At 50.5% G+C, this 17828-nt stretch carries 16 protein-coding genes; 5 read left to right on the forward strand and 11 right to left on the reverse strand.

Going from position 1 to position 17828, the window contains the following annotated elements; all coding sequences use genetic code 11:
* Positions 1-175: 175 nt before the first annotated feature.
* The gene (locus tag G4551_RS22925) at positions 176-1084 is read left to right on the forward strand and encodes an alpha/beta hydrolase (protein WP_003840443.1); all 909 of its coding nucleotides are present in this window, start codon (positions 176-178) and stop codon (positions 1082-1084) included.
* Positions 1085-1234: 150 nt separating this feature from the next.
* Here G4551_RS22925 and fabY read toward each other — a convergent pair whose 3' ends face one another.
* The 10 genes from fabY to yihU form a co-directional block, all read right to left on the reverse strand.
* Complete coding sequence (fabY, locus tag G4551_RS22935) at positions 1235-2176, reverse strand: fatty acid biosynthesis protein FabY (RefSeq protein ID WP_003825286.1); 942 nt, start codon at positions 2174-2176, stop codon at positions 1235-1237.
* A 44-nt stretch (positions 2177-2220) separates the two neighbouring features.
* Complete coding sequence (gene dtd / locus G4551_RS22940) at positions 2221-2658, reverse strand: D-aminoacyl-tRNA deacylase (protein ID WP_003840439.1); 438 nt, start codon at positions 2656-2658, stop codon at positions 2221-2223.
* Positions 2655-3527, reverse strand: coding sequence for a virulence factor BrkB family protein (locus G4551_RS22945; RefSeq protein ID WP_003840437.1), 873 nt, complete (start codon positions 3525-3527; stop codon positions 2655-2657). Before G4551_RS22945 ends, dtd begins: the two co-directional genes overlap by 4 nt.
* A complete protein-coding gene (gene yihX, locus G4551_RS22950) occupies positions 3521-4120 on the reverse strand; it encodes a glucose-1-phosphatase (protein ID WP_003028663.1) in 600 nt (199 codons plus the stop codon). Before yihX ends, G4551_RS22945 begins: the two co-directional genes overlap by 7 nt.
* 90 nt (positions 4121-4210) lie before the next feature.
* Positions 4211-5101, reverse strand: a complete 891-nt coding sequence (locus tag G4551_RS22955; RefSeq protein ID WP_003840435.1) for an aldose epimerase family protein — start codon at positions 5099-5101, stop codon at positions 4211-4213.
* A 30-nt stretch (positions 5102-5131) separates the two neighbouring features.
* Positions 5132-6457, reverse strand: a complete 1326-nt coding sequence (locus G4551_RS22960) for an MFS transporter (RefSeq protein WP_003840433.1) — start codon at positions 6455-6457, stop codon at positions 5132-5134.
* Positions 6458-6561: 104 nt separating this feature from the next.
* Entirely contained in the window at positions 6562-7995 is a 1434-nt protein-coding gene (locus G4551_RS22965) for an MFS transporter (RefSeq protein ID WP_003840431.1), read from the reverse strand.
* 69 nt (positions 7996-8064) lie between these two features.
* On the reverse strand, positions 8065-9075 hold the full coding sequence (locus G4551_RS22970; RefSeq protein ID WP_003840430.1) for a zinc-dependent alcohol dehydrogenase: 1011 nt from the start codon (positions 9073-9075) through the stop codon (positions 8065-8067).
* 31 nt (positions 9076-9106) lie between these two features.
* Positions 9107-9994 (reverse strand): aldolase yihT, encoded by an 888-nt coding sequence (locus G4551_RS22975; protein ID WP_003840428.1) that lies wholly within the window; start codon positions 9992-9994, stop codon positions 9107-9109.
* A 25-nt stretch (positions 9995-10019) separates the two neighbouring features.
* The gene (gene yihU, locus G4551_RS22980; RefSeq protein WP_003840426.1) at positions 10020-10910 is read right to left on the reverse strand and encodes a sulfolactaldehyde 3-reductase; all 891 of its coding nucleotides are present in this window, start codon (positions 10908-10910) and stop codon (positions 10020-10022) included.
* A gap of 171 nt (positions 10911-11081) precedes the next feature.
* Between yihU and G4551_RS22985 the strand changes: the two genes are divergently transcribed.
* Both G4551_RS22985 and G4551_RS22990 read left to right on the forward strand, forming a co-directional pair.
* Complete coding sequence (locus G4551_RS22985; RefSeq protein ID WP_003840425.1) at positions 11082-11978, forward strand: sugar kinase; 897 nt, start codon at positions 11082-11084, stop codon at positions 11976-11978.
* A gap of 39 nt (positions 11979-12017) precedes the next feature.
* The gene (locus G4551_RS22990; protein WP_003840423.1) at positions 12018-12806 is read left to right on the forward strand and encodes a DeoR/GlpR family DNA-binding transcription regulator; all 789 of its coding nucleotides are present in this window, start codon (positions 12018-12020) and stop codon (positions 12804-12806) included.
* Positions 12807-12873: 67 nt separating this feature from the next.
* Here the strand turns inward: G4551_RS22990 and typA are convergent, their stop codons facing one another.
* Positions 12874-14697, reverse strand: coding sequence for a ribosome-dependent GTPase TypA (typA, locus tag G4551_RS22995; protein ID WP_003028641.1), 1824 nt, complete (start codon positions 14695-14697; stop codon positions 12874-12876).
* Between the two features lie 380 nt (positions 14698-15077).
* On the opposite strand from typA, the gene glnA reads away from it, so the two are divergent.
* Entirely contained in the window at positions 15078-16487 is a 1410-nt protein-coding gene (gene glnA, locus G4551_RS23000; protein ID WP_003028638.1) for a glutamate--ammonia ligase, read from the forward strand.
* A gap of 281 nt (positions 16488-16768) precedes the next feature.
* Positions 16769-17818, forward strand: coding sequence for a nitrogen regulation protein NR(II) (glnL, locus tag G4551_RS23005; RefSeq protein WP_003028636.1), 1050 nt, complete (start codon positions 16769-16771; stop codon positions 17816-17818).
* Positions 17819-17828 lie beyond the last annotated feature (10 nt).

Raw genomic sequence — 17828 nt, forward strand, 5'->3', positions numbered from 1 at the left:
GATTAATTTCCACACAACATACACCTGAAAAAAGCAAGAAAATAGCCTCCACGCGAACGATTTTTACTTTTGCGAGCCGCTTTCCAAAATCATACCCATCCCTATTTTTCCCATTTTCATTCTTAGTAATCCAGGTTATAAACCTGTATATCCATACAGATAAGAGTATTTAAAAATGGCACTGGAAAGCGGGATTGCGCAGTTAGTTGAGGCATTTATCGCGGCGGGACGCCCTTCTTCCCGTGAGCAGAATATTGATGACCGGAGAGCGGCCTATATTGCCAGTACGGCGCTGGCCGGAGAAACTGAAACCCGCGTACAGGTTGAAGATATTGAACTCGACGCCATAGCATTTCGCGTTATTTCGCCGCGGGGCAGCACGGGAAACCTCCCCTGCGTTATCTATTATCACGGCGGTTGCTTTGTCAGCGGTGGATTTGCCACACATGATAACCAGCTAAGGCAACTCGCCTGGTACAGCGGCTGTCGGGTCATTGCGGTGCAGTATCGCCTCGCACCAGAGCATACCTTCCCGGCAGCACATAACGATGCTGAAACCGGGGCCAATATCATCTGGAAGTATGCCCAGAAACTGGGAGTAGACCGGGACAACATTACGCTTGCTGGCGACAGCGCAGGTGGACACCTGGCGCTGGTCACCGCACTACGCCTGAAAGCTGCCAGGCAATGGCAACCTGCACAGCTTATGCTGATCTACCCGATGCTGGACGCAACTGCCAGCTTTGCGAGCTATGACCATAATGGACGGGATTACATTATCACCCGCGATACACTGCTTTCGGGCTACGAAATGTATATGCCGAAAACCGATCCATTACATCCCGAAGTCAGCCCACTCTGGCGCAAAGACTTCAACGGTTTACCGCCCACGCACATCATTACTGCCGAATTCGACCCACTGCGAGATGAGGGTGAAGCCCTGTATCAACGGTTCCTGGAGCAAGGCGTGGAGTGCTCTTGCCAACGCTATCTCGGCGTTATCCACGGTTTTTTCCAGTTGGCAGGGGTGAGCCCGGCGGCACGAAATGTGATGCGAGATGTGGCCTGGCGGCTTGGCCAATAAGGTTGTTCATGAGTTCTGAAATTAAGGAAGGTACCCGTCAATACAATCATCGACAGCATGCGATTTTTATCAAAATGCGGATTATGGCATTTTCATAATCCGCATTTTACATCAGCAAATGAACCTAACATTACATTTTAGCCAGAGGACCTACTCTTCCTCGTTACCGCCTTCTTCATATGCGCCAAACGGTTTCGCAGGTAGCACAATGTAAGTACCTTCAAACACGACGCCCGGTGTGTCATCGCCAAACACCCCGACCTGCATCTGAACACGCGCCTTGCGACCTCTTGCCAGGCGGTCGAGGTCACCGCTCAACGACCCCAGATCGGCAATAGCAGTTGGTTTCCCGGTGATCGGCCTGCTGTATCGGATATGCGCGTCAGCCAGGATTATTGTCCCACCCAGATGACGCTCGCGCAGCATCAGCCAGATAAGTCCCCAGCCCGTTAGCGTAGCCAGTGAAAACAGGCTACCGGCAAACAGGGTATGGTGCGGATTCTGATTGCCTGTCTCGGGCATCGTGGTGATAAATTTCTGCCCAGTGTACTGCTGAATGCGTACGCCCATTTTCTCACTCAATGGAATATGTTCGTACCAGGCTTGTTGTAGCTGTCCGCACCAGTCCCCGCGATGGAGAATATCGTCCAGCGTCGCAATGGGCTTAATCATCAAAAAGTGGCGCACCGGCGTGGTTTGCGGTGTGGTGATTTCCCCCTGGCTCACAAAACCGAGCTTGGCGAAAAATTCGACCGCATCTTCACGGGCACTACAGGTTACGCGTTTGACCCCTTCCTGACGCGCCACAGACTCCAGAGTCATCGCCATCAGCGTGCCCAACCCTTTCTCTTGCACGGAGGGGTCTACTGCCATAAAGCGTATGGAAGCTTCGTTATCCGCATTGATATACAGACGCCCTACCGCAACCAGATTCCCCTCTTCGTCCACCACCATCTGGTGATGCGCCATCGCGTCCCAGGCATCCCGTTCGGAGCCTTTTGGCTGGTGCAATGGTTTACGCAGCATCTCCCAGCGAAACTGGTAGTAACGCTCCAATTCTTCTTCTGTTTGCGGTACTCGAAGGTGATACATAGTCGTATTCTCTCTTGTTGTCCGCGGCCATACCGGTAGCTGGTTCATACTTGTAACCAGAACGTCACCGGGCCATCATTAACCAGTGAAACCTGCATATCCGCAGCGAATCGACCGGTTTGCGTATTCATTTCCTGTTGGCGGCAACGCTCAACAAAGTATTCATACAGTGCTTCTGCATGCTCGGGCGCTGCGCCTTTCGAAAACCCCGGGCGCATGCCACGCTCGGTATCTGCCGCCAGCGTAAACTGTGAAACCACCAGCACGCTGCCGCCTGACTGCTGCACGTTGAGGTTCATTTTACCTTCGGCATCGCTAAAGATTCGATAACCGAGTACACGCTCGCACAGGCGATTCGCTTTCTGTTCGTCATCATCCCTTTCGACACCTAACAGGACCAAAAGTCCTGGGCCAATTTCACCCGTCACCTCGCCCTCCACGGTGACGCTGGCACGGGTTACGCGCTGAATTAATGCAATCATGGTTGCTCTGCTTCTTCTTTTTCTGCGGCTTGTTTAAGTTTGCGGTATTCCCCGAGAGTGACAGTTATTTCCGCGCCTAGCAAGACGATACACCAGGTCCAGTATACCCAGACAAATAAAATGGGGATCACCGCCAGAACACCGTAAATGAGCTGATAAGACGGGAACATCGTGATATAGAGCGCAAATCCTTTCTTTCCGGCTTCGAACAACACAGCAGCCACAAAGGCACCAATAACCGCATCACGGTTGGGTACACGCGTAGTCGGTACAATGCTGTAAAGCAGCCAGAACGAGAGCCAGGAAAGCACCAGCGGGAAAATACGCAGGACGTTATCAATCACCGTGTTGAGATCGCTGGCCCAGCGCAATGACAACAGATAAGAGCTGATCGCCAGACTGGCCCCCGCCAACAGCGGCCCCAGCGTTAAAATCATCCAGTAGACGGCGAAAGAGTAAACTTTAGGGCGAGTACGCTTACTGCGCCAGATAGTATTCAACGCATTATCAATGGCATACATCAACAATAACGCTGTGACAATCAGCCCGCATGCCCCGACTGCCGTCATTTTGTTCGAGTTGGCGACAAACTGTTCGATATAACGTTGAATGACGTCTCCCGTCGCCGGGATAAAGTTTGCGAAAATAAAATGACGTAACTGGACACTGACGTCGGAAAACATCGGAAATGCGGCGAAAAGCGCAAATACGACGGCAATAAGCGGCACTAATGAGAGCAACGAAACGTAGGCAAGATTCCCTGCCAGCGTCGTCATATTGTCCTCATCAATCCGCTGCCATAATAGCTTCAGCCAGTCTCGTACAGGACGCGTATGATGCCTGGCTTGCTGCTGAACATTTTTTAGCATAACAACGTCGCGAAATAGTCAGGAATGGTCTTTTTATCGACGACCTGGATACTGGTGATCCCTAACCGGTTAGCCCCTTCAATATTATCGGCGTTATCGTCAAAAAAGACCGCATCGTGCGCAGAAAAACCTTCAGACTGCAGGACGTGCTGGTAAATCCGCGCTTCCGGTTTACGCATGCCCAGTTCCTGGGAAAGGTAAATATGGTCAGCAGCCTGACGGATCTCGGGATATTCATCCGGCCAAAACGTGGTGTGCAGGCGGTTGGTATTCGACAAGACGACCACCCGATGCCCCTGCTCACGCAGCTTTTGCATGATGTCGATGACCTCAGGGCGCAAGGCGACAAAAACGGCCTGCCAGCCGTGAGAGAACTGCTCGTAACTTAGCGGCAGCGCCATCTCATGACATAGCGCCTCGGCAAAGGCTTCATCCGTTATTTCACCTCGCTCGTGCTGGTGAAAAGCCTCCCCCATGGTGAAACTTTGCTTTAGCGAAGCCAACGGTACACGACTTAGATCGCTCCATGTGCCCAACACGCGGTTGAAGTCGATATCGACAATCACATTACCCAAATCAAAGATATAGAGCATGCCCTTCTCCTTATTCGCCGTGGATGAATAACTGTAGCGGGAAAGGAGAAGTTTGACTATGCGTCCCTGTCGGGATTATTGGCTAAGCCATCAGAATTCCTGTGTAAATTGCCAGCGCGACTCAATCACCAACGGAAGACCTGCACTGACAAACTGCGGTGTCCTATTTATCGCATTTGGCGCCTGAGTAAGCGGATTGACACATGTTGCGTCGGGCTGTTTGTCAAAGATAACCAGACTTTGCGCACTCGATGTCATCGTCATACTCAGCTTACCTGGCCACTGTAATCTGACATTGAGACCATCATTAAAACCAAAGCAGTCATCCCACGGACCTGATTGCGGAGGGATTTTATTACCTGTTGGTAACTCATTATTCCCGGCTTCTTCCTGCCAGTTGGCCTTAAAACATACCAGTAATTCATCTTCTTCATTCTGCTGGTCCAGTTGTTTTACAAACCAGGGGTGCCATCCAGCAGATGCCGGAAAAGTTTCAGACATGGTGTGAATTTCAAGTCGCAGAATTAACGCATCGTCTTCAAGAGTCAACGTCTGCAGGACCTCTCCTTGCCAGGGCCAAGGAGCGCCAAGTGGCATGCGCAGTTTCAAGGTATCCGCTTTATGTTCGACAATTTCCCATGATGAATAACAGGCCATACCATGTAGAGCATGGGGCGGTTTGTTAGCAGGTAATGCGTACTGTTTCTCCCCCATTGTTAACGTTGCATCGCCAAGGCGACCTGCCCAAGGAACCATAGGAAAGCAGCCATACTGAAATGCTTTACGCTGTGGCTCCCATTGACGTAACACTTCAAAACCAAATGCCTGTAGCGAGGTGATTCTGGCACCATCACGCGGAAAAACTTGCAGACGTAAATGTCCTTTTTCCAGCAAAATAGGTTGGCCGATCGGTCCCGGCCAGGCGGTATCAAAAGCACGCTGTAATGCTTGATAATGCTCAGTATTCAATTCATTGTTCATGTTATTGCTCTCTGATATTTCGGTAAGAAGTTAAATGTTATTAGCGTCATTTTTATTGTCTGAATGTGGCTCTATAAGCCAGACGCAAATGAATGAAAGTATTGAGATAACAAACAGAAACAGTGCTACATACCACGGTTTCCCGCCTCCCAGTGCCAACAAGCTGGAAGCAATTAGCGGGCTTAACCCACCCAGAATTGCTGAGAACTGATAGGCAAATGAAAGACCCGTATAACGCACTCGTGTTCCGAACATACGGGTAAATAAGGTGGGCTGTACTGCAAACATCATCGTTGGCCCCAGATTATAGCCAAGAATCATGCAGCACCAAATAATGAGTGTGCTTTTTGTATCCAGGAGCATGAAGAATGGAAATGCGAAAAGGATGCAAAAACCAGCGCCAAACAAATACATCCGCCGTTGCCCAACGCGGTCGGAAATCCAACCAATTAATGGACAACATACAATGCCAATTGCCGAAGCGATCAACATACCGTTGAGTGGAATATCTCTGGATAACGCTAGCTGACTAGAAATATAGACAATCCCAAACGCATTAATAATATTCGACGAAACGCTCTCTGCCAGTCTCGCGCCAAGCGCCAATAAAATATTACGTGGATGTTTACGGAAAAGTTCAATCAACGGCGGCGCTGATTTTTTCTTCGATACAGCCGTTTTTTGTTTCTTAAAGTCCAGAGTCTCTTCAGTATGCAGTCGTATGAACATCCCAACAATTAACATGATGGCAGACAGCCAAAAAGGGATACGCCAACCCCAATCCAGAAACTCTTCTTGGGTTAGAAAGTGATTACATATTGCAAACACCCCTGTCGCCAGCATAATCCCAACCGAGGCTGCCGTTTGTGGAAGCGAACCTAAAAATCCTCGTTTTGCTTCAGGCGCAGATTCAATAGTCATTAATGCGGCTCCGCCATATTCCCCACCTAGACCGAATCCCTGCACCAGACGCAAAACCATCAAAATAATCGGAGCCCAGATACCAATGTCCTTATATGTTGGTATGAAGCCGATTAAAAACGTTGATGAACCAACAATCGCTAATGTCCAAATCAACGTTATTTTGCGACCGACTTTATCGCCAAAGTGGCCAAAAACAATGCCCCCTAACGGACGTGATAAGAAACCAACACCAAAAGTCGCGAATGCGGCGATCAGACCAATAAAAGGATCGCTATCAGGGAAAAATAGAGGAGCGAAGATAAGCCCCGCTGCCGTTCCGAAAATGAAAAAATCGTACCATTCCATCAGCGCGCCAGCGAAACTTCCCATGACAACGCGCCTCATGGCTTTGCCGGATAGTTCTTTCCCTTGTGCCTGTACTATTTCAGCCATAATTTTCCTCTCCGGGTCGGCGAGAAATCTGCGCAATAAAATCACTAAAAAAGCGGCGGATTTATACGAAAAAGCGCGTCGACATTTTGCGACGCGCTTGCTTGTTATTTATCCAGCTCAGCCAGTACCTCAGCGTCTTCAGCGTCAACGTTTGCACCAAGTGGTTCCCACTTGATCAATACGCATGTCAGGAAACCAAGGAAAGGAACAACTGCCAGCCAATAGAATGCATCTGTCTTTAGCGCTCCCCATAACATAGGCCAGAAAATAAGTCCGGCAATTGCCCCTGTACGCATAATGGCACGAGCAAATCCTACGCCGGTCGGGCGAATAGATGGTGGATAAGAAAGTGTGGCAATGGTCATTCCCAGGCCGCCCGGGCCCGCTGAATGGAAGAAAATGATTGCACCCAACAAACCTAAAGAAAGCCATGGGTTGGTGGTTGCTAATGCACCTAAAGCCAGTAATGCAACCGTTACGACGGCGAAACCATACATCGACTGAAGGCGAGTACCCAAACGCTGGAGGATAAGTGAACCAATCAATCCACCTGTAATGCCACACAGGGCATTCACTACCGCAGAACCGCTAAGAGCCCCAGTTAATCCACCGCTCAGTATTCCCGCCAAAGTCAGAGGTAAATAAACACCCACGGCGTTATATTGCCAGGCTTGCATCGTCGCCACAACGCAGCCGAGAATAGTACGTTTGCGATAACGTGAGTTAAATAAAATCCCATAACCACCATGAAACTTACTTTCTGTTTTTTCAGCAGAAAAATCATCGCTTTTTGGTTTGGCAGCAACGCGGGCATGAACACCATAGCGTTTAGCCAGAATATCGCAGGCTTTATCATAACGTCCGACTCGTGCGGCCCACATTGCAGACTCACCGATGAAGAAATAACGCAGGATCATGATAATGACGGCAAAAATAGCACCAATGAAAATACCATAGCGCCATAATTGCTCTTCTGCGATACCCGACAACAACAGTGGAAACAGCACAAGATAGACGACCGTAGTTGATACATACCAGGCCATTTGCCAGAGATTAACTGACGAACCGGTTTTCTTAGATGTTGAGCCGCGTAGTTCTGCCACCGCATTTGTTGCCAGCGGGAAATCAATACCCAAGCCAAATCCCATGATTACGCGACACACCAGCACCCACCAGATGTTCGGGGCTATCGCGACGGCTGCGGCACCTATTGTGCACAGGCCCATTCCGATGATAAAAGCACGCTTTTGACCAAAGCGGTTAATCACACGGTTCGCCAGTAATCCACCAATCAGGGCGGCGACTAAAACAGAGGCGTTAACCGTCGCCGCCAGCCCCGGTGAAATACCAAATTGCAATGCAATATATTTATTAACAAACCCCACCATCGCCGCCTGATAGGCATCAATTAGAATGCCGCCAAGAGCGATAAAAATGACGCCGACACTGGTGTTTACTGCTGAATGTTTGTTAACAATATCAATCACGTCCTGGGGACGGCCGATCGAGTAAGGTGTAGGACTGGTGATGTGACTCATCGCAGCATCCTTTTTCATTGTTGTAGGATGGCGCTACCCATAAGCAGCGCCAGACAGAGGGTTACAGCATCAAACCTCAGCAAATTGCAGCATGACTTTTATAGAGTCATTTTGCTGCGCACGTTCAAACGCCTTATCCGCATCTTCGACAGGGAAGAGATCAGTCACCAGTTCGCTGGTGTCAAACCGCCCATCCGCAAGCCATTCAATCACGGCATCGAAGTCTTCCGGGATATACATGCCGGAATTCAACAAATCGCGTTCGAAGCGCTGCATCATCGGAAGAGGTATTTCACGTGGGCCACTCGGTACCCCCATGCACACTACCGTTCCGCCAGCATAAACGTGGGTAAATGCATCATTCAGCGTGGTCTGGGCAGCAACAACATCAATTGCCCCCGTAAAACGGACCTGTGCATCCAATTCCCCCGGAGTCCAGACTTCGGTGGCACCTAGCTTTAACGACAACGCGCGCTTGGCGGCATCAGGTTCGATGACGGTGATCTTTCCCGCGCCCATGATGCGCAATGCTTGAACGATGGATAAGCCTATTGTCCCTGCACCTATCACTAGTACACTTTCCAATGACGCTTTCGGCATACGGCTCACGCAATGACGCGCGCAGGCTGCGGGCTCAGCGAAAGCCAGTGCTTTTAGTGGTAACGAAGCAGGTGCAACATGGCAATTTCGTGCAGGTACAATGTGTTGCGAGCGGGCAAAACCCGGTGCCCGGAAGCCTGCAACCTGTGGCGGCTCACAGAGATTAAAGCGGCCCGCTTTACAAGCACGACACTCCATGCAGGCCATTATCGGGTCGACTACGACATGATCGCCCGGCTTAACATTCGTTACTTCAATGCCCACTTCAGTTACGCGTGCCGCAATTTCATGTCCAGGCACAACCGGAGGTTTTGCAAATGGGTGTCCTCCTTTCAGCACATGCAGATCAGAGCCACATATTCCGTAAAACACCGGAGCAATGCGGACTTCTTGCGGTTTAAGTTCCTGGTGCGGCAGCTCAACATATTGGGTGGTCACCTTCCCAATATCAGAAAATAGAACTTGGGTAATCTTATCCATGGTTCTTCTCCAGATTCGTTAAAATGGGTGATTAACGCTGAGAAATCCCTTCATCGACGATTTCTGCCAGACGTTGTAAGCGTGGAACCGACACATCACGCAACATTGTTTGCGGATCTTGAGCACCAACAACCGATGCCCAAACGGCACGCCCTGCCAGGAATCCGGAAGCTCCACCCTTCATGGCGATACGGACCGCGCGGCCAAAAATATCCGCATCAACACCAGAAGAGAGAATGACCCACGGCATTTTCATTTGTTCATGCAACTTTTGACACGCAGCAAGCAGGGTCTGTTCATCACCTTTGCCGCCTAATGGCATTTCAGCTTTATAGAGGTCAGCATCGGTGCAACCGAGTTCAGCCGCTGCGGCAACGATGGCGCTTTCCCGGTCAAATTCCCAACCACGACGAGGAGGTCGGACGACCGGTTCAATGATGCTGACCAACCCTGCGCTACGGCAGCGTTGAACAAACTCAGCCACCATAGCCAAACGTTCTTCTGCAGGTTCATCTTCACGCCACAGCACCAACAACTTCATGGCTTTCGCACCCATTTCGCGGGCTTTATGCGGATCAATCGCTCTGTCAATTTCGACACTATCAACTGGAATACCATTACCCGGAACAAAATGGTCAGCCGCCACAATCAGTCCACATGAATCTGCCGCTGCACCTTGAGAGACAATCTGATCGAGACAAAATTGTTTATCTGCCAGAACCGCTGAAGCGTAAGGAGACAGAATTTGTGTTGCTGCAACTTTAAAATCAGTCAATACGCTGTCGGCAACCGGTTTAGGGTGTCCAGACGCTGCAAACATCAGGCGCATTGCTTCACGCTGATCAACGGCCAGCATGGCAAATCCACCGCCAGGGCGAGAAATATCTTTCAGCGTGTATGGGGTATTGTGGGAAGACATAATAACTCCTGTAACTGTTTAAAATTTAGAGTGAATCTGGTCGGCCAGCCTGCTGACGAACCTGAGATAACAGTGCACTCCAGTCCTGACGGCCTCGACCGTTCTCGCTGGCACGGGTGTAATAGGTTTCTGCTGCAATGCCCATATTGAGCGGCGCGCCGGTCTGACTAGCGACATCGACGGCAATGCGCAGGTCTTTCAACGCGAGGTCCACCATGAATGCCGGAGAAAGGTCTCCTTTAAGTACCTTGCCAGGCCAGGTTGTCGTAAAGTGCCCCTTGCCTGCGGCAGTACCGCTCATGACTTTAATGGCCACATCAAGGCTCAAACCCAATGATTCGCAAAGAACAGCGGCTTCCGCTGACAAGGCGTTCAGCGCAATACTCATATAGTTATTGATGAGCTTTACGCGGATTCCCATACCGGGACCGCCAGCTTCCACCAGCTCATTCCCCATACACATCAGCACAGGGCGAGCACGTTTAACCTGTTCAGGCGTTCCGCCAGCAAGAATCAGCAGCGTGCCGTCAATCGCGTTAACTGACGTCCTGCCCACGGGGGCATCCATCATGCTGATGCCTTTCTCTTTCATCTCATGGATCAATGCATCGGTCTGCAATGGATGAATCGTGGACATGTCAATAACCAATGCATTGGGAGACAGGCCTTCGCTTACACCATCTTTACCCAGCAGAACTTGCCGAACGATGTCGCCATTTGGCAGCACAGTGATAATGAATTCGGCACCTTTAGCGGCTTCAGCAGGTGTTTGAGCAGCAGTCGCACCTTTTTGTACTAATTCATTGACTGCCTGTTGGTTTACGTCGAACACACGTAAAGCATGTCCCTTTTGCAACAGATTATTAGCCATTGGGCTGCCCATCTGGCCCAAGCCCAAAAATGCAACGGTTGTCATGAATGCTCTCCTGTCTCAGGTTGACAAAATAATTACAATTAAAAATCGTTTTCGTCTGTTTTTGAGCATATTTGTAATTTATGACTAAAAACAAGACACACGTCACTAATTTGATCATTTATGTCATTAAAATGAACAAAATAAGACAAGATCACACAGGACTAACCAAATATGACCAGAATTGCATGTGTTGGAATCACCGTTCAGGACCGTATTTATTCTCTGAACAGCCTGCCCTATGGCGGGGGGAAATATCAGTCAAATCAATATCTGGAGACAGGTGGCGGCCCGGCAGCAACGGCAGCTGTCGCCATTGCCCGGCTTGGTATTGACGTTGATTTTATAGGCCGTGTAGGCGATGACAGTTGTGGGAATACCTTGCTTAACGAGCTTCAGAGCTGGGGGGTCAATACGGCGTTCTGCCGGCAATACCCGAACTCCCGTTCATCCCAGTCCGCAATTTTGGTCGACCAGCATGGCGAACGCATCATCGTGAACTATCCAAGCCCAGATCTCGATACGGATGCAGGGTGGCTGGAGTCGATTGATTTTTCCCGTTATGACATCGTTCTGGCCGATGTACGTTGGCATGAAGGAACGTTGAAATCCTTCGAACTGGCACGTGCCGCTGGAGTTCCAACGCTGTTGGATGCCGATATGACACCACAAGATATCACCCCATTGGTGGCGCTGGCCGATCATGCCGTTTTTTCAACTCCAGGTCTGAAGAGAATGACCGGGCAAGATGATGCACAACAGGCACTTAAACTGGCCGCTGAGCAAACCAATGGTAAAGTGTACGTTACGCTTGGTGGCGAAGGGTCACTATGGGTCGAAAATGGGCATATGTGTCAACAGACTGCATTTTCTGTCAATGTTGTGGATACAACCGGTGCAGGCGATGTTTTCCATGGTGCAATGGCAGCAGCTCTTGCAGAGCAAATGCCGACTGACCAGGCGATTCGCTTCGCAAGTGCGGTGGCGGCGATGAAATGCACTCAGGCGGGTGGACGAGCCGGAATTCCTAATCGTGCGCAAACCGAATCATTTTTGTCACTTTATGCGTAAAATAGCCAACAATTACGGGGAAGAAGTCCAGGAGTATTCATGAGCATCATTGAAGTCACCGGTAATCCGCGACACGATCAACTTGTTCATTACATTACAGAACGCGGCTATATGAATATCGAAGAGCTCGCACAATTGCTGGACGTGTCCACGCAAACCGTGCGCCGGGATATTCGTAAATTAAGCGAACAGGGCTTGATCACCAGACATCATGGTGGAGCCGGACGTGTATCCAGCGTCATGAATACCGCCTTTGAACAGCGAGAGTTGTCCCTTACCCAGGAAAAAGAAGCGATTGCGGAAGCGGTTGCTGATTATCTTCCTGAACGCTGTACGGTATTTATTACCATTGGTACAACGGTGGAAGCCGTCGCACGAGCTTTGCTGAACCGCCGGGATCTCCGCATCATTACTAACAGTCTTCGTGTTGCACAGATCTTATATAAGAATCAAGATCTTGAGGTCATGGTGCCCGGTGGAACGCTACGTGCTCATAATGGCGGTATTGTTGGTCCAGGAGCAGTGAACTTTATTGAAGGATTCAGAGCCGACTATTTGATTACTAGTATTGGTGCCATTGAGGAAGACGGCACCCTATTGGAATTTGACGTTAACGAAGCGCTTGTCGCCAAAACGATGATTAAGCATGCACGTAATACGCTGTTAGTTGCTGATCATACTAAGTTTACTGCCTCAGCCGCTGTATCCATCGGTAATATGCGTAAAATTCGGGCATTTTTTACCGATTCCCAGCCACCAAATTCATTCAAACAATTGCTTGATTTAGAAAATATTGAGCTAGTCATTGCAGAGAAGGAAACGACCTGATCTTTTAGATAAAAAAAGCCGCTGATAATCAGCGGCTTTTTTATGCTTACCTGAGAAAGAGCGTTAATTACTCTTCTTTCGCGCCACGCATTGCACGGCGACGATCGTTTTCAGTCAGGTGACGCTTACGAATACGGATAGAGGTTGGAGTAACTTCTACCAGTTCGTCGTCATCGATGAATTCCAGAGCCTGCTCCAGAGTCATCTTAACCGGCGGAACCAGAACCGTTGCTTCGTCAGTACCGGACGCACGCATGTTGGTCAGTTTCTTACCGGTCAGGCAGTTTACAGTCAGGTCGTTAGAGCGGCTGTGAATACCGATGATCTGGCCTTCGTAAACTTCAGCACCGTGACCCAGGAACAGCTTACCGCGGTCCTGCAGGCTGAACAGTGCGAACGCAACTGCTTTGCCCTGGCCGTTAGAGATCAGTACGCCGTTCTGACGCTGACCCACATCACCCGCACGAACATCGTCGTAGTGGCTGAATGTGGAGTACAGCAGACCGGTACCGGAAGTCATGGTCATGAATTCTGAACGGAAGCCGATCAGACCACGGCTTGGGATCACGTAGTCAAGACGTACGCGGCCTTTGCCATCTGGATTCATGTTTTTCAGGTCGCCTTTACGCTCACCCAGAGCCTGCATGACAGAACCCTGATGCTGCTCTTCGACGTCCAACGTTACGTTTTCGAACGGCTCTTGTTTACGGCCATCGATTTCGCGGAAGATAACTTTCGGACGGGAAACCGCCATTTCGAAACCTTCACGACGCATGTTTTCAATCAGAACAGACAGGTGCAGCTCACCACGACCGGATACGCGGAACGCATCCGCATCTTCGGTTTCTTCAACGCGCAGCGCAACGTTGTGCACCAGCTCTTTGTTCAGGCGGTCAAGGATCTGACGAGAGGTAACATATTTACCTTCTTTACCACAGAACGGAGAGGTGTTTACGCAGAAGAACATGGTTACGGTCGGTTCATCAACGGACAGAGCCGGCAGCGCTTCGACGTTCTGCGGATCGCAGATGGTGTCGGAGATGTTCAGTTCGCCCAGACCGGTGATCGCGATGATATCGCCGGCTTCGGCAATATCGCTCTCGATACGTTCCAGACCCAGATGAGTCAGAACTTTACCGACTTTACCGTTACGGGTTTTGCCTTCGCTATCAATGATAGTGATCTGCTGGTTCGGTTTAACTTTACCGCGTTTAATGCGGCCGATGCCGATTACGCCAACGTAGTTGTTGTAGTCCAGCTGAGAGATTTGCATCTGCAGCGGGCCATCAAGATCTACGTTCGGAGCCGGTACACGATCAACGATAGTCTGATACAGCGGAGTCATGTCTTCAGCCATATCTTCGTGATCCAGACCTGCGATACCGTTCAGCGCGGAAGCGTAAACGATCGGGAAGTCCAGCTGTTCGTCGGTAGCGTCGAGGTTAACGAACAGGTCGAATACCTGATCAACAACCCAGTCAGGACGCGCGCCAGGACGGTCAACTTTGTTGATAACAACAATTGGCTTCAAGCCATGGGCAAAGGCTTTTTTGGTCACGAAGCGCGTCTGCGGCATCGGACCATCCATTGCATCCACCACCAGCAGCACGGAGTCGACCATGGACATTACACGTTCAACTTCACCACCGAAGTCGGCGTGCCCCGGGGTATCAACGATGTTGATGCGGTAGTCATTCCATTTGATAGCGGTGTTTTTAGCGAGGATGGTAATCCCACGCTCTTTCTCCAAATCGTTGGAGTCCATCACGCGCTCTTGGGTTTCAGCACGTGCATCGAACGTACCGGATTGTTGGAGCAGCTTGTCTACCAGGGTCGTTTTACCATGGTCTACGTGCGCGATGATGGCGATGTTACGCAAATTTTCGATCACAACTTTGCCTCAGGCATTTTAGAAATAGCGCGTTATTGTACACGGATTAATCGCAGTACAAAACAGGATCACAAACATCCTCCGCAAACAAGTATTGCAGAGTTTCTTTGTGATCACATTCACGGAGCGTTAAAAGGGGTAATCTGACATGCTTTGCACCAATATGGTGCTTAATGTTCACATTAAAGCACTATAATGGTGCGATACAACCTTCATGGTGCAGCCCCTTTGCACGATAGTGCGCATGATAACGCCTTTTAGGGGCAATTTAAAAGTTGGCACAGATTTCGCTTTATATTTTTTACGGCGACACGGCCAATTTTTTGCAGAATTGAAGACTTCGTTACCACGACGACCATGACCAATCCGGGAGAGTAAGTATGTCCGCTGAACACGTTTTGACGATGCTGAACGAACACGAAGTGAAGTTTGTTGATTTGCGCTTCACTGATACCAAAGGTAAAGAACAGCACGTCACTATTCCTGCTCATCAGGTAAATGCCGAATTCTTTGAAGAAGGCAAAATGTTTGACGGCTCCTCAATCGGTGGCTGGAAAGGCATTAACGAATCAGACATGGTTCTGATGCCAGATGCGTCTACTGCACTCATCGACCCGTTCTATGAAGAGTCCACTCTGATCATCCGTTGCGATATCCTGGAACCTGGTACACTGCAGGGCTATGACCGCGACCCGCGCTCCATCGCAAAACGCGCTGAAGAGTATCTGCGTTCTACCGGCATCGCAGACACCGTTCTGTTCGGACCAGAGCCAGAATTCTTCCTGTTTGACGACATCCGTTTCGGCGCGTCTATTTCCGGTTCCCACGTGGCAATCGATGACATCGAAGGCGCATGGAACTCCTCCACCAAATACGAAGGTGGTAACAAAGGTCACCGTCCTGGTGTGAAAGGCGGTTACTTCCCGGTTCCTCCGGTAGATTCTTCTCAGGACATCCGTTCTACCATGTGTCTGATCATGGAAGAGATGGGCCTGGTTGTTGAAGCGCATCACCACGAAGTGGCGACCGCTGGCCAGAACGAAATCGCGACCCGCTTTAACACCATGACCAAAAAAGCGGACGAAATTCAGATCTACAAATACGTCGTGCACAACGTTGCGCACCGTTTCGGTAAAACCGCGACCTTTATGCCAAAACCGATGTTCGGTGATAACGGTTCCGGTATGCACTGCCACATGTCCCTGTCCAAGAACGGCGTAAACCTGTTCTCTGGCGACAAATATGCGGGTCTGTCTGAGCAGGCGCTGTTCTACATCGGCGGTGTAATCAAGCACGCTAAAGCGATCAACGCCCTGGCTAACCCGACCACCAACTCCTATAAGCGTCTGGTCCCAGGCTACGAAGCGCCGGTAATGCTGGCTTACTCTGCCCGTAACCGTTCTGCTTCTATCCGTATTCCGGTTGTTGCTTCTCCGAAAGCGCGTCGTATTGAAGTGCGTTTCCCGGACCCGGCTGCTAACCCGTACCTGTGCTTCGCAGCACTGCTGATGGCTGGTCTTGACGGTATCAAGAACAAGATCCACCCGGGCGAAGCCATGGACAAAAACCTGTACGACCTGCCGCCGGAAGAAGCGAAAGAGATCCCACAGGTTGCTGGTTCTCTGGAAGAAGCACTGAAAGAACTGGATCTGGACCGTGAGTTCCTGACTGCAGGCGGCGTGTTCACCAATGAAGCGATCGATGCGTATATTACGCTGCGTCGCGAAGAAGATGACCGTGTGCGTATGACTCCGCACCCGGTAGAGTTTGAGCTGTACTACAGCGTTTAATCGTTTGAGTTGCCGTGGAAATTTTAGCCTGCTCAGGCAGGCTTGAGATCGATGGCGAATGATAAGACGCCTGATGGCGCAAGCTTATCAGGCCTACCGGTAACATCACCTTGTAGGCCGGATAAAGCAAAGCCGCCATCCGGCATCTGCGTTTGCCAGTCATCTGTAGCCCATCCCAGGATGGGCTTTTTTCTCCACTAACAACCTGCTTTCTCGCGCTTTTTTGATGTAAAAAGCTATAATGCACTAAATTGGTGCAACACTTTTCAGGAGACTGCTGAATGGCAACCGGCACGCTGCCCGATGCTGGGCAGATCCTCAATTCTTTAATCAACAGCATCTTACTCGTCGACGATGAGCTGGCGGTACATTACGCCAACCCGGCGGCACAGCAGCTGCTCGCCCAAAGCTCCCGCAAACTGTTTGGTACACCGCTTCCCGATCTGTTGAGTTATTTCTCCTTAAACATCGGACTGATGCGAGAGAGCCTGGAAGCAGGCCAGGGCTTTACGGATAACGAAGTGACGCTGGTGATAGACAGCCACTCACATATCCTCTCAGTGACCGCTCAGAGGCTGCCTGATGGCCTTATCCTGCTGGAGATGGCGCCAATGGATAACCAGCGCCGTCTGAGTCAGGAGCAGCTTCAGCACGCCCAGCAGATTGCCGCCCGCGATCTGGTGCGCGGTCTGGCGCACGAAATCAAGAACCCTTTAGGTGGATTACGCGGCGCAGCGCAGCTACTCAGCAAAGCGCTTCCGGACCCGGCGCTGACCGAATATACCAAAGTCATTATTGAGCAGGCCGACCGCCTGCGTAATCTGGTCGACCGTCTGCTGGGACCACAACAGCCTGGCATGCATGTCACGGAAAGTATTCACAAGGTGGCGGAGCGCGTGGTGGCGCTGGTCTCAATGGAGCTCCCGGAAAACGTCACGCTGATTCGTGATTACGACCCGAGTCTGCCCGAATTACTGCACGACCCGGACCAGATCGAGCAGGTTCTGTTAAACATCGTGCGCAATGCTTTGCAGGCGCTGGGAGCGGAAGGCGGTGAGATCATTCTGCGTACCCGCACCGCGTTTCAGCTCACGCTGCACGGTGTACGTTATCGCCTGGCGGCACGGATTGATGTTGAGGACAACGGTCCGGGTATTCCCTCGCATTTGCAGGACACGCTGTTCTACCCAATGGTCAGCGGTCGCGAAGGCGGTACCGGGCTTGGATTATCCATCGCCCGCAATTTAATTGATCAACATTCCGGCAAAATTGAATTTACCAGTTGGCCGGGTCATACCGAGTTCTCGGTTTACCTGCCTATCAGGAAATAAGGTGACGTTT

Origin of the sequence: Citrobacter freundii ATCC 8090 = MTCC 1658 = NBRC 12681 (genome assembly GCF_011064845.1) — a bacterium.
Classification (GTDB): Bacteria; Pseudomonadota; Gammaproteobacteria; order Enterobacterales; family Enterobacteriaceae; genus Citrobacter; species Citrobacter freundii.

Excerpts from the sequence above, each read along its gene's own strand:
- G4551_RS22925 (WP_003840443.1), top strand. The coding sequence starts at position 176 with ATGGCACTGGAAAGCGGGATTGCGCAGTTAGTTGAGGCATTTATCGCG.
- fabY (WP_003825286.1), bottom strand. The coding sequence starts at position 2,176 with ATGTATCACCTTCGAGTACCGCAAACAGAAGAAGAATTGGAGCGTTAC.
- dtd (WP_003840439.1), bottom strand. The coding sequence starts at position 2,658 with ATGATTGCATTAATTCAGCGCGTAACCCGTGCCAGCGTCACCGTGGAG.
- G4551_RS22945 (WP_003840437.1), bottom strand. The coding sequence starts at position 3,527 with ATGCTAAAAAATGTTCAGCAGCAAGCCAGGCATCATACGCGTCCTGTA.
- yihX (WP_003028663.1), bottom strand. The coding sequence starts at position 4,120 with ATGCTCTATATCTTTGATTTGGGTAATGTGATTGTCGATATCGACTTC.
- G4551_RS22955 (WP_003840435.1), bottom strand. The coding sequence starts at position 5,101 with ATGAACAATGAATTGAATACTGAGCATTATCAAGCATTACAGCGTGCT.
- G4551_RS22960 (WP_003840433.1), bottom strand. The coding sequence starts at position 6,457 with ATGGCTGAAATAGTACAGGCACAAGGGAAAGAACTATCCGGCAAAGCC.
- G4551_RS22965 (WP_003840431.1), bottom strand. The coding sequence starts at position 7,995 with ATGAGTCACATCACCAGTCCTACACCTTACTCGATCGGCCGTCCCCAG.
- G4551_RS22970 (WP_003840430.1), bottom strand. The coding sequence starts at position 9,075 with ATGGATAAGATTACCCAAGTTCTATTTTCTGATATTGGGAAGGTGACC.
- G4551_RS22975 (WP_003840428.1), bottom strand. The coding sequence starts at position 9,994 with ATGTCTTCCCACAATACCCCATACACGCTGAAAGATATTTCTCGCCCT.
- yihU (WP_003840426.1), bottom strand. The coding sequence starts at position 10,910 with ATGACAACCGTTGCATTTTTGGGCTTGGGCCAGATGGGCAGCCCAATG.
- G4551_RS22985 (WP_003840425.1), top strand. The coding sequence starts at position 11,082 with ATGACCAGAATTGCATGTGTTGGAATCACCGTTCAGGACCGTATTTAT.
- G4551_RS22990 (WP_003840423.1), top strand. The coding sequence starts at position 12,018 with ATGAGCATCATTGAAGTCACCGGTAATCCGCGACACGATCAACTTGTT.
- glnA (WP_003028638.1), top strand. The coding sequence starts at position 15,078 with ATGTCCGCTGAACACGTTTTGACGATGCTGAACGAACACGAAGTGAAG.
- glnL (WP_003028636.1), top strand. The coding sequence starts at position 16,769 with ATGGCAACCGGCACGCTGCCCGATGCTGGGCAGATCCTCAATTCTTTA.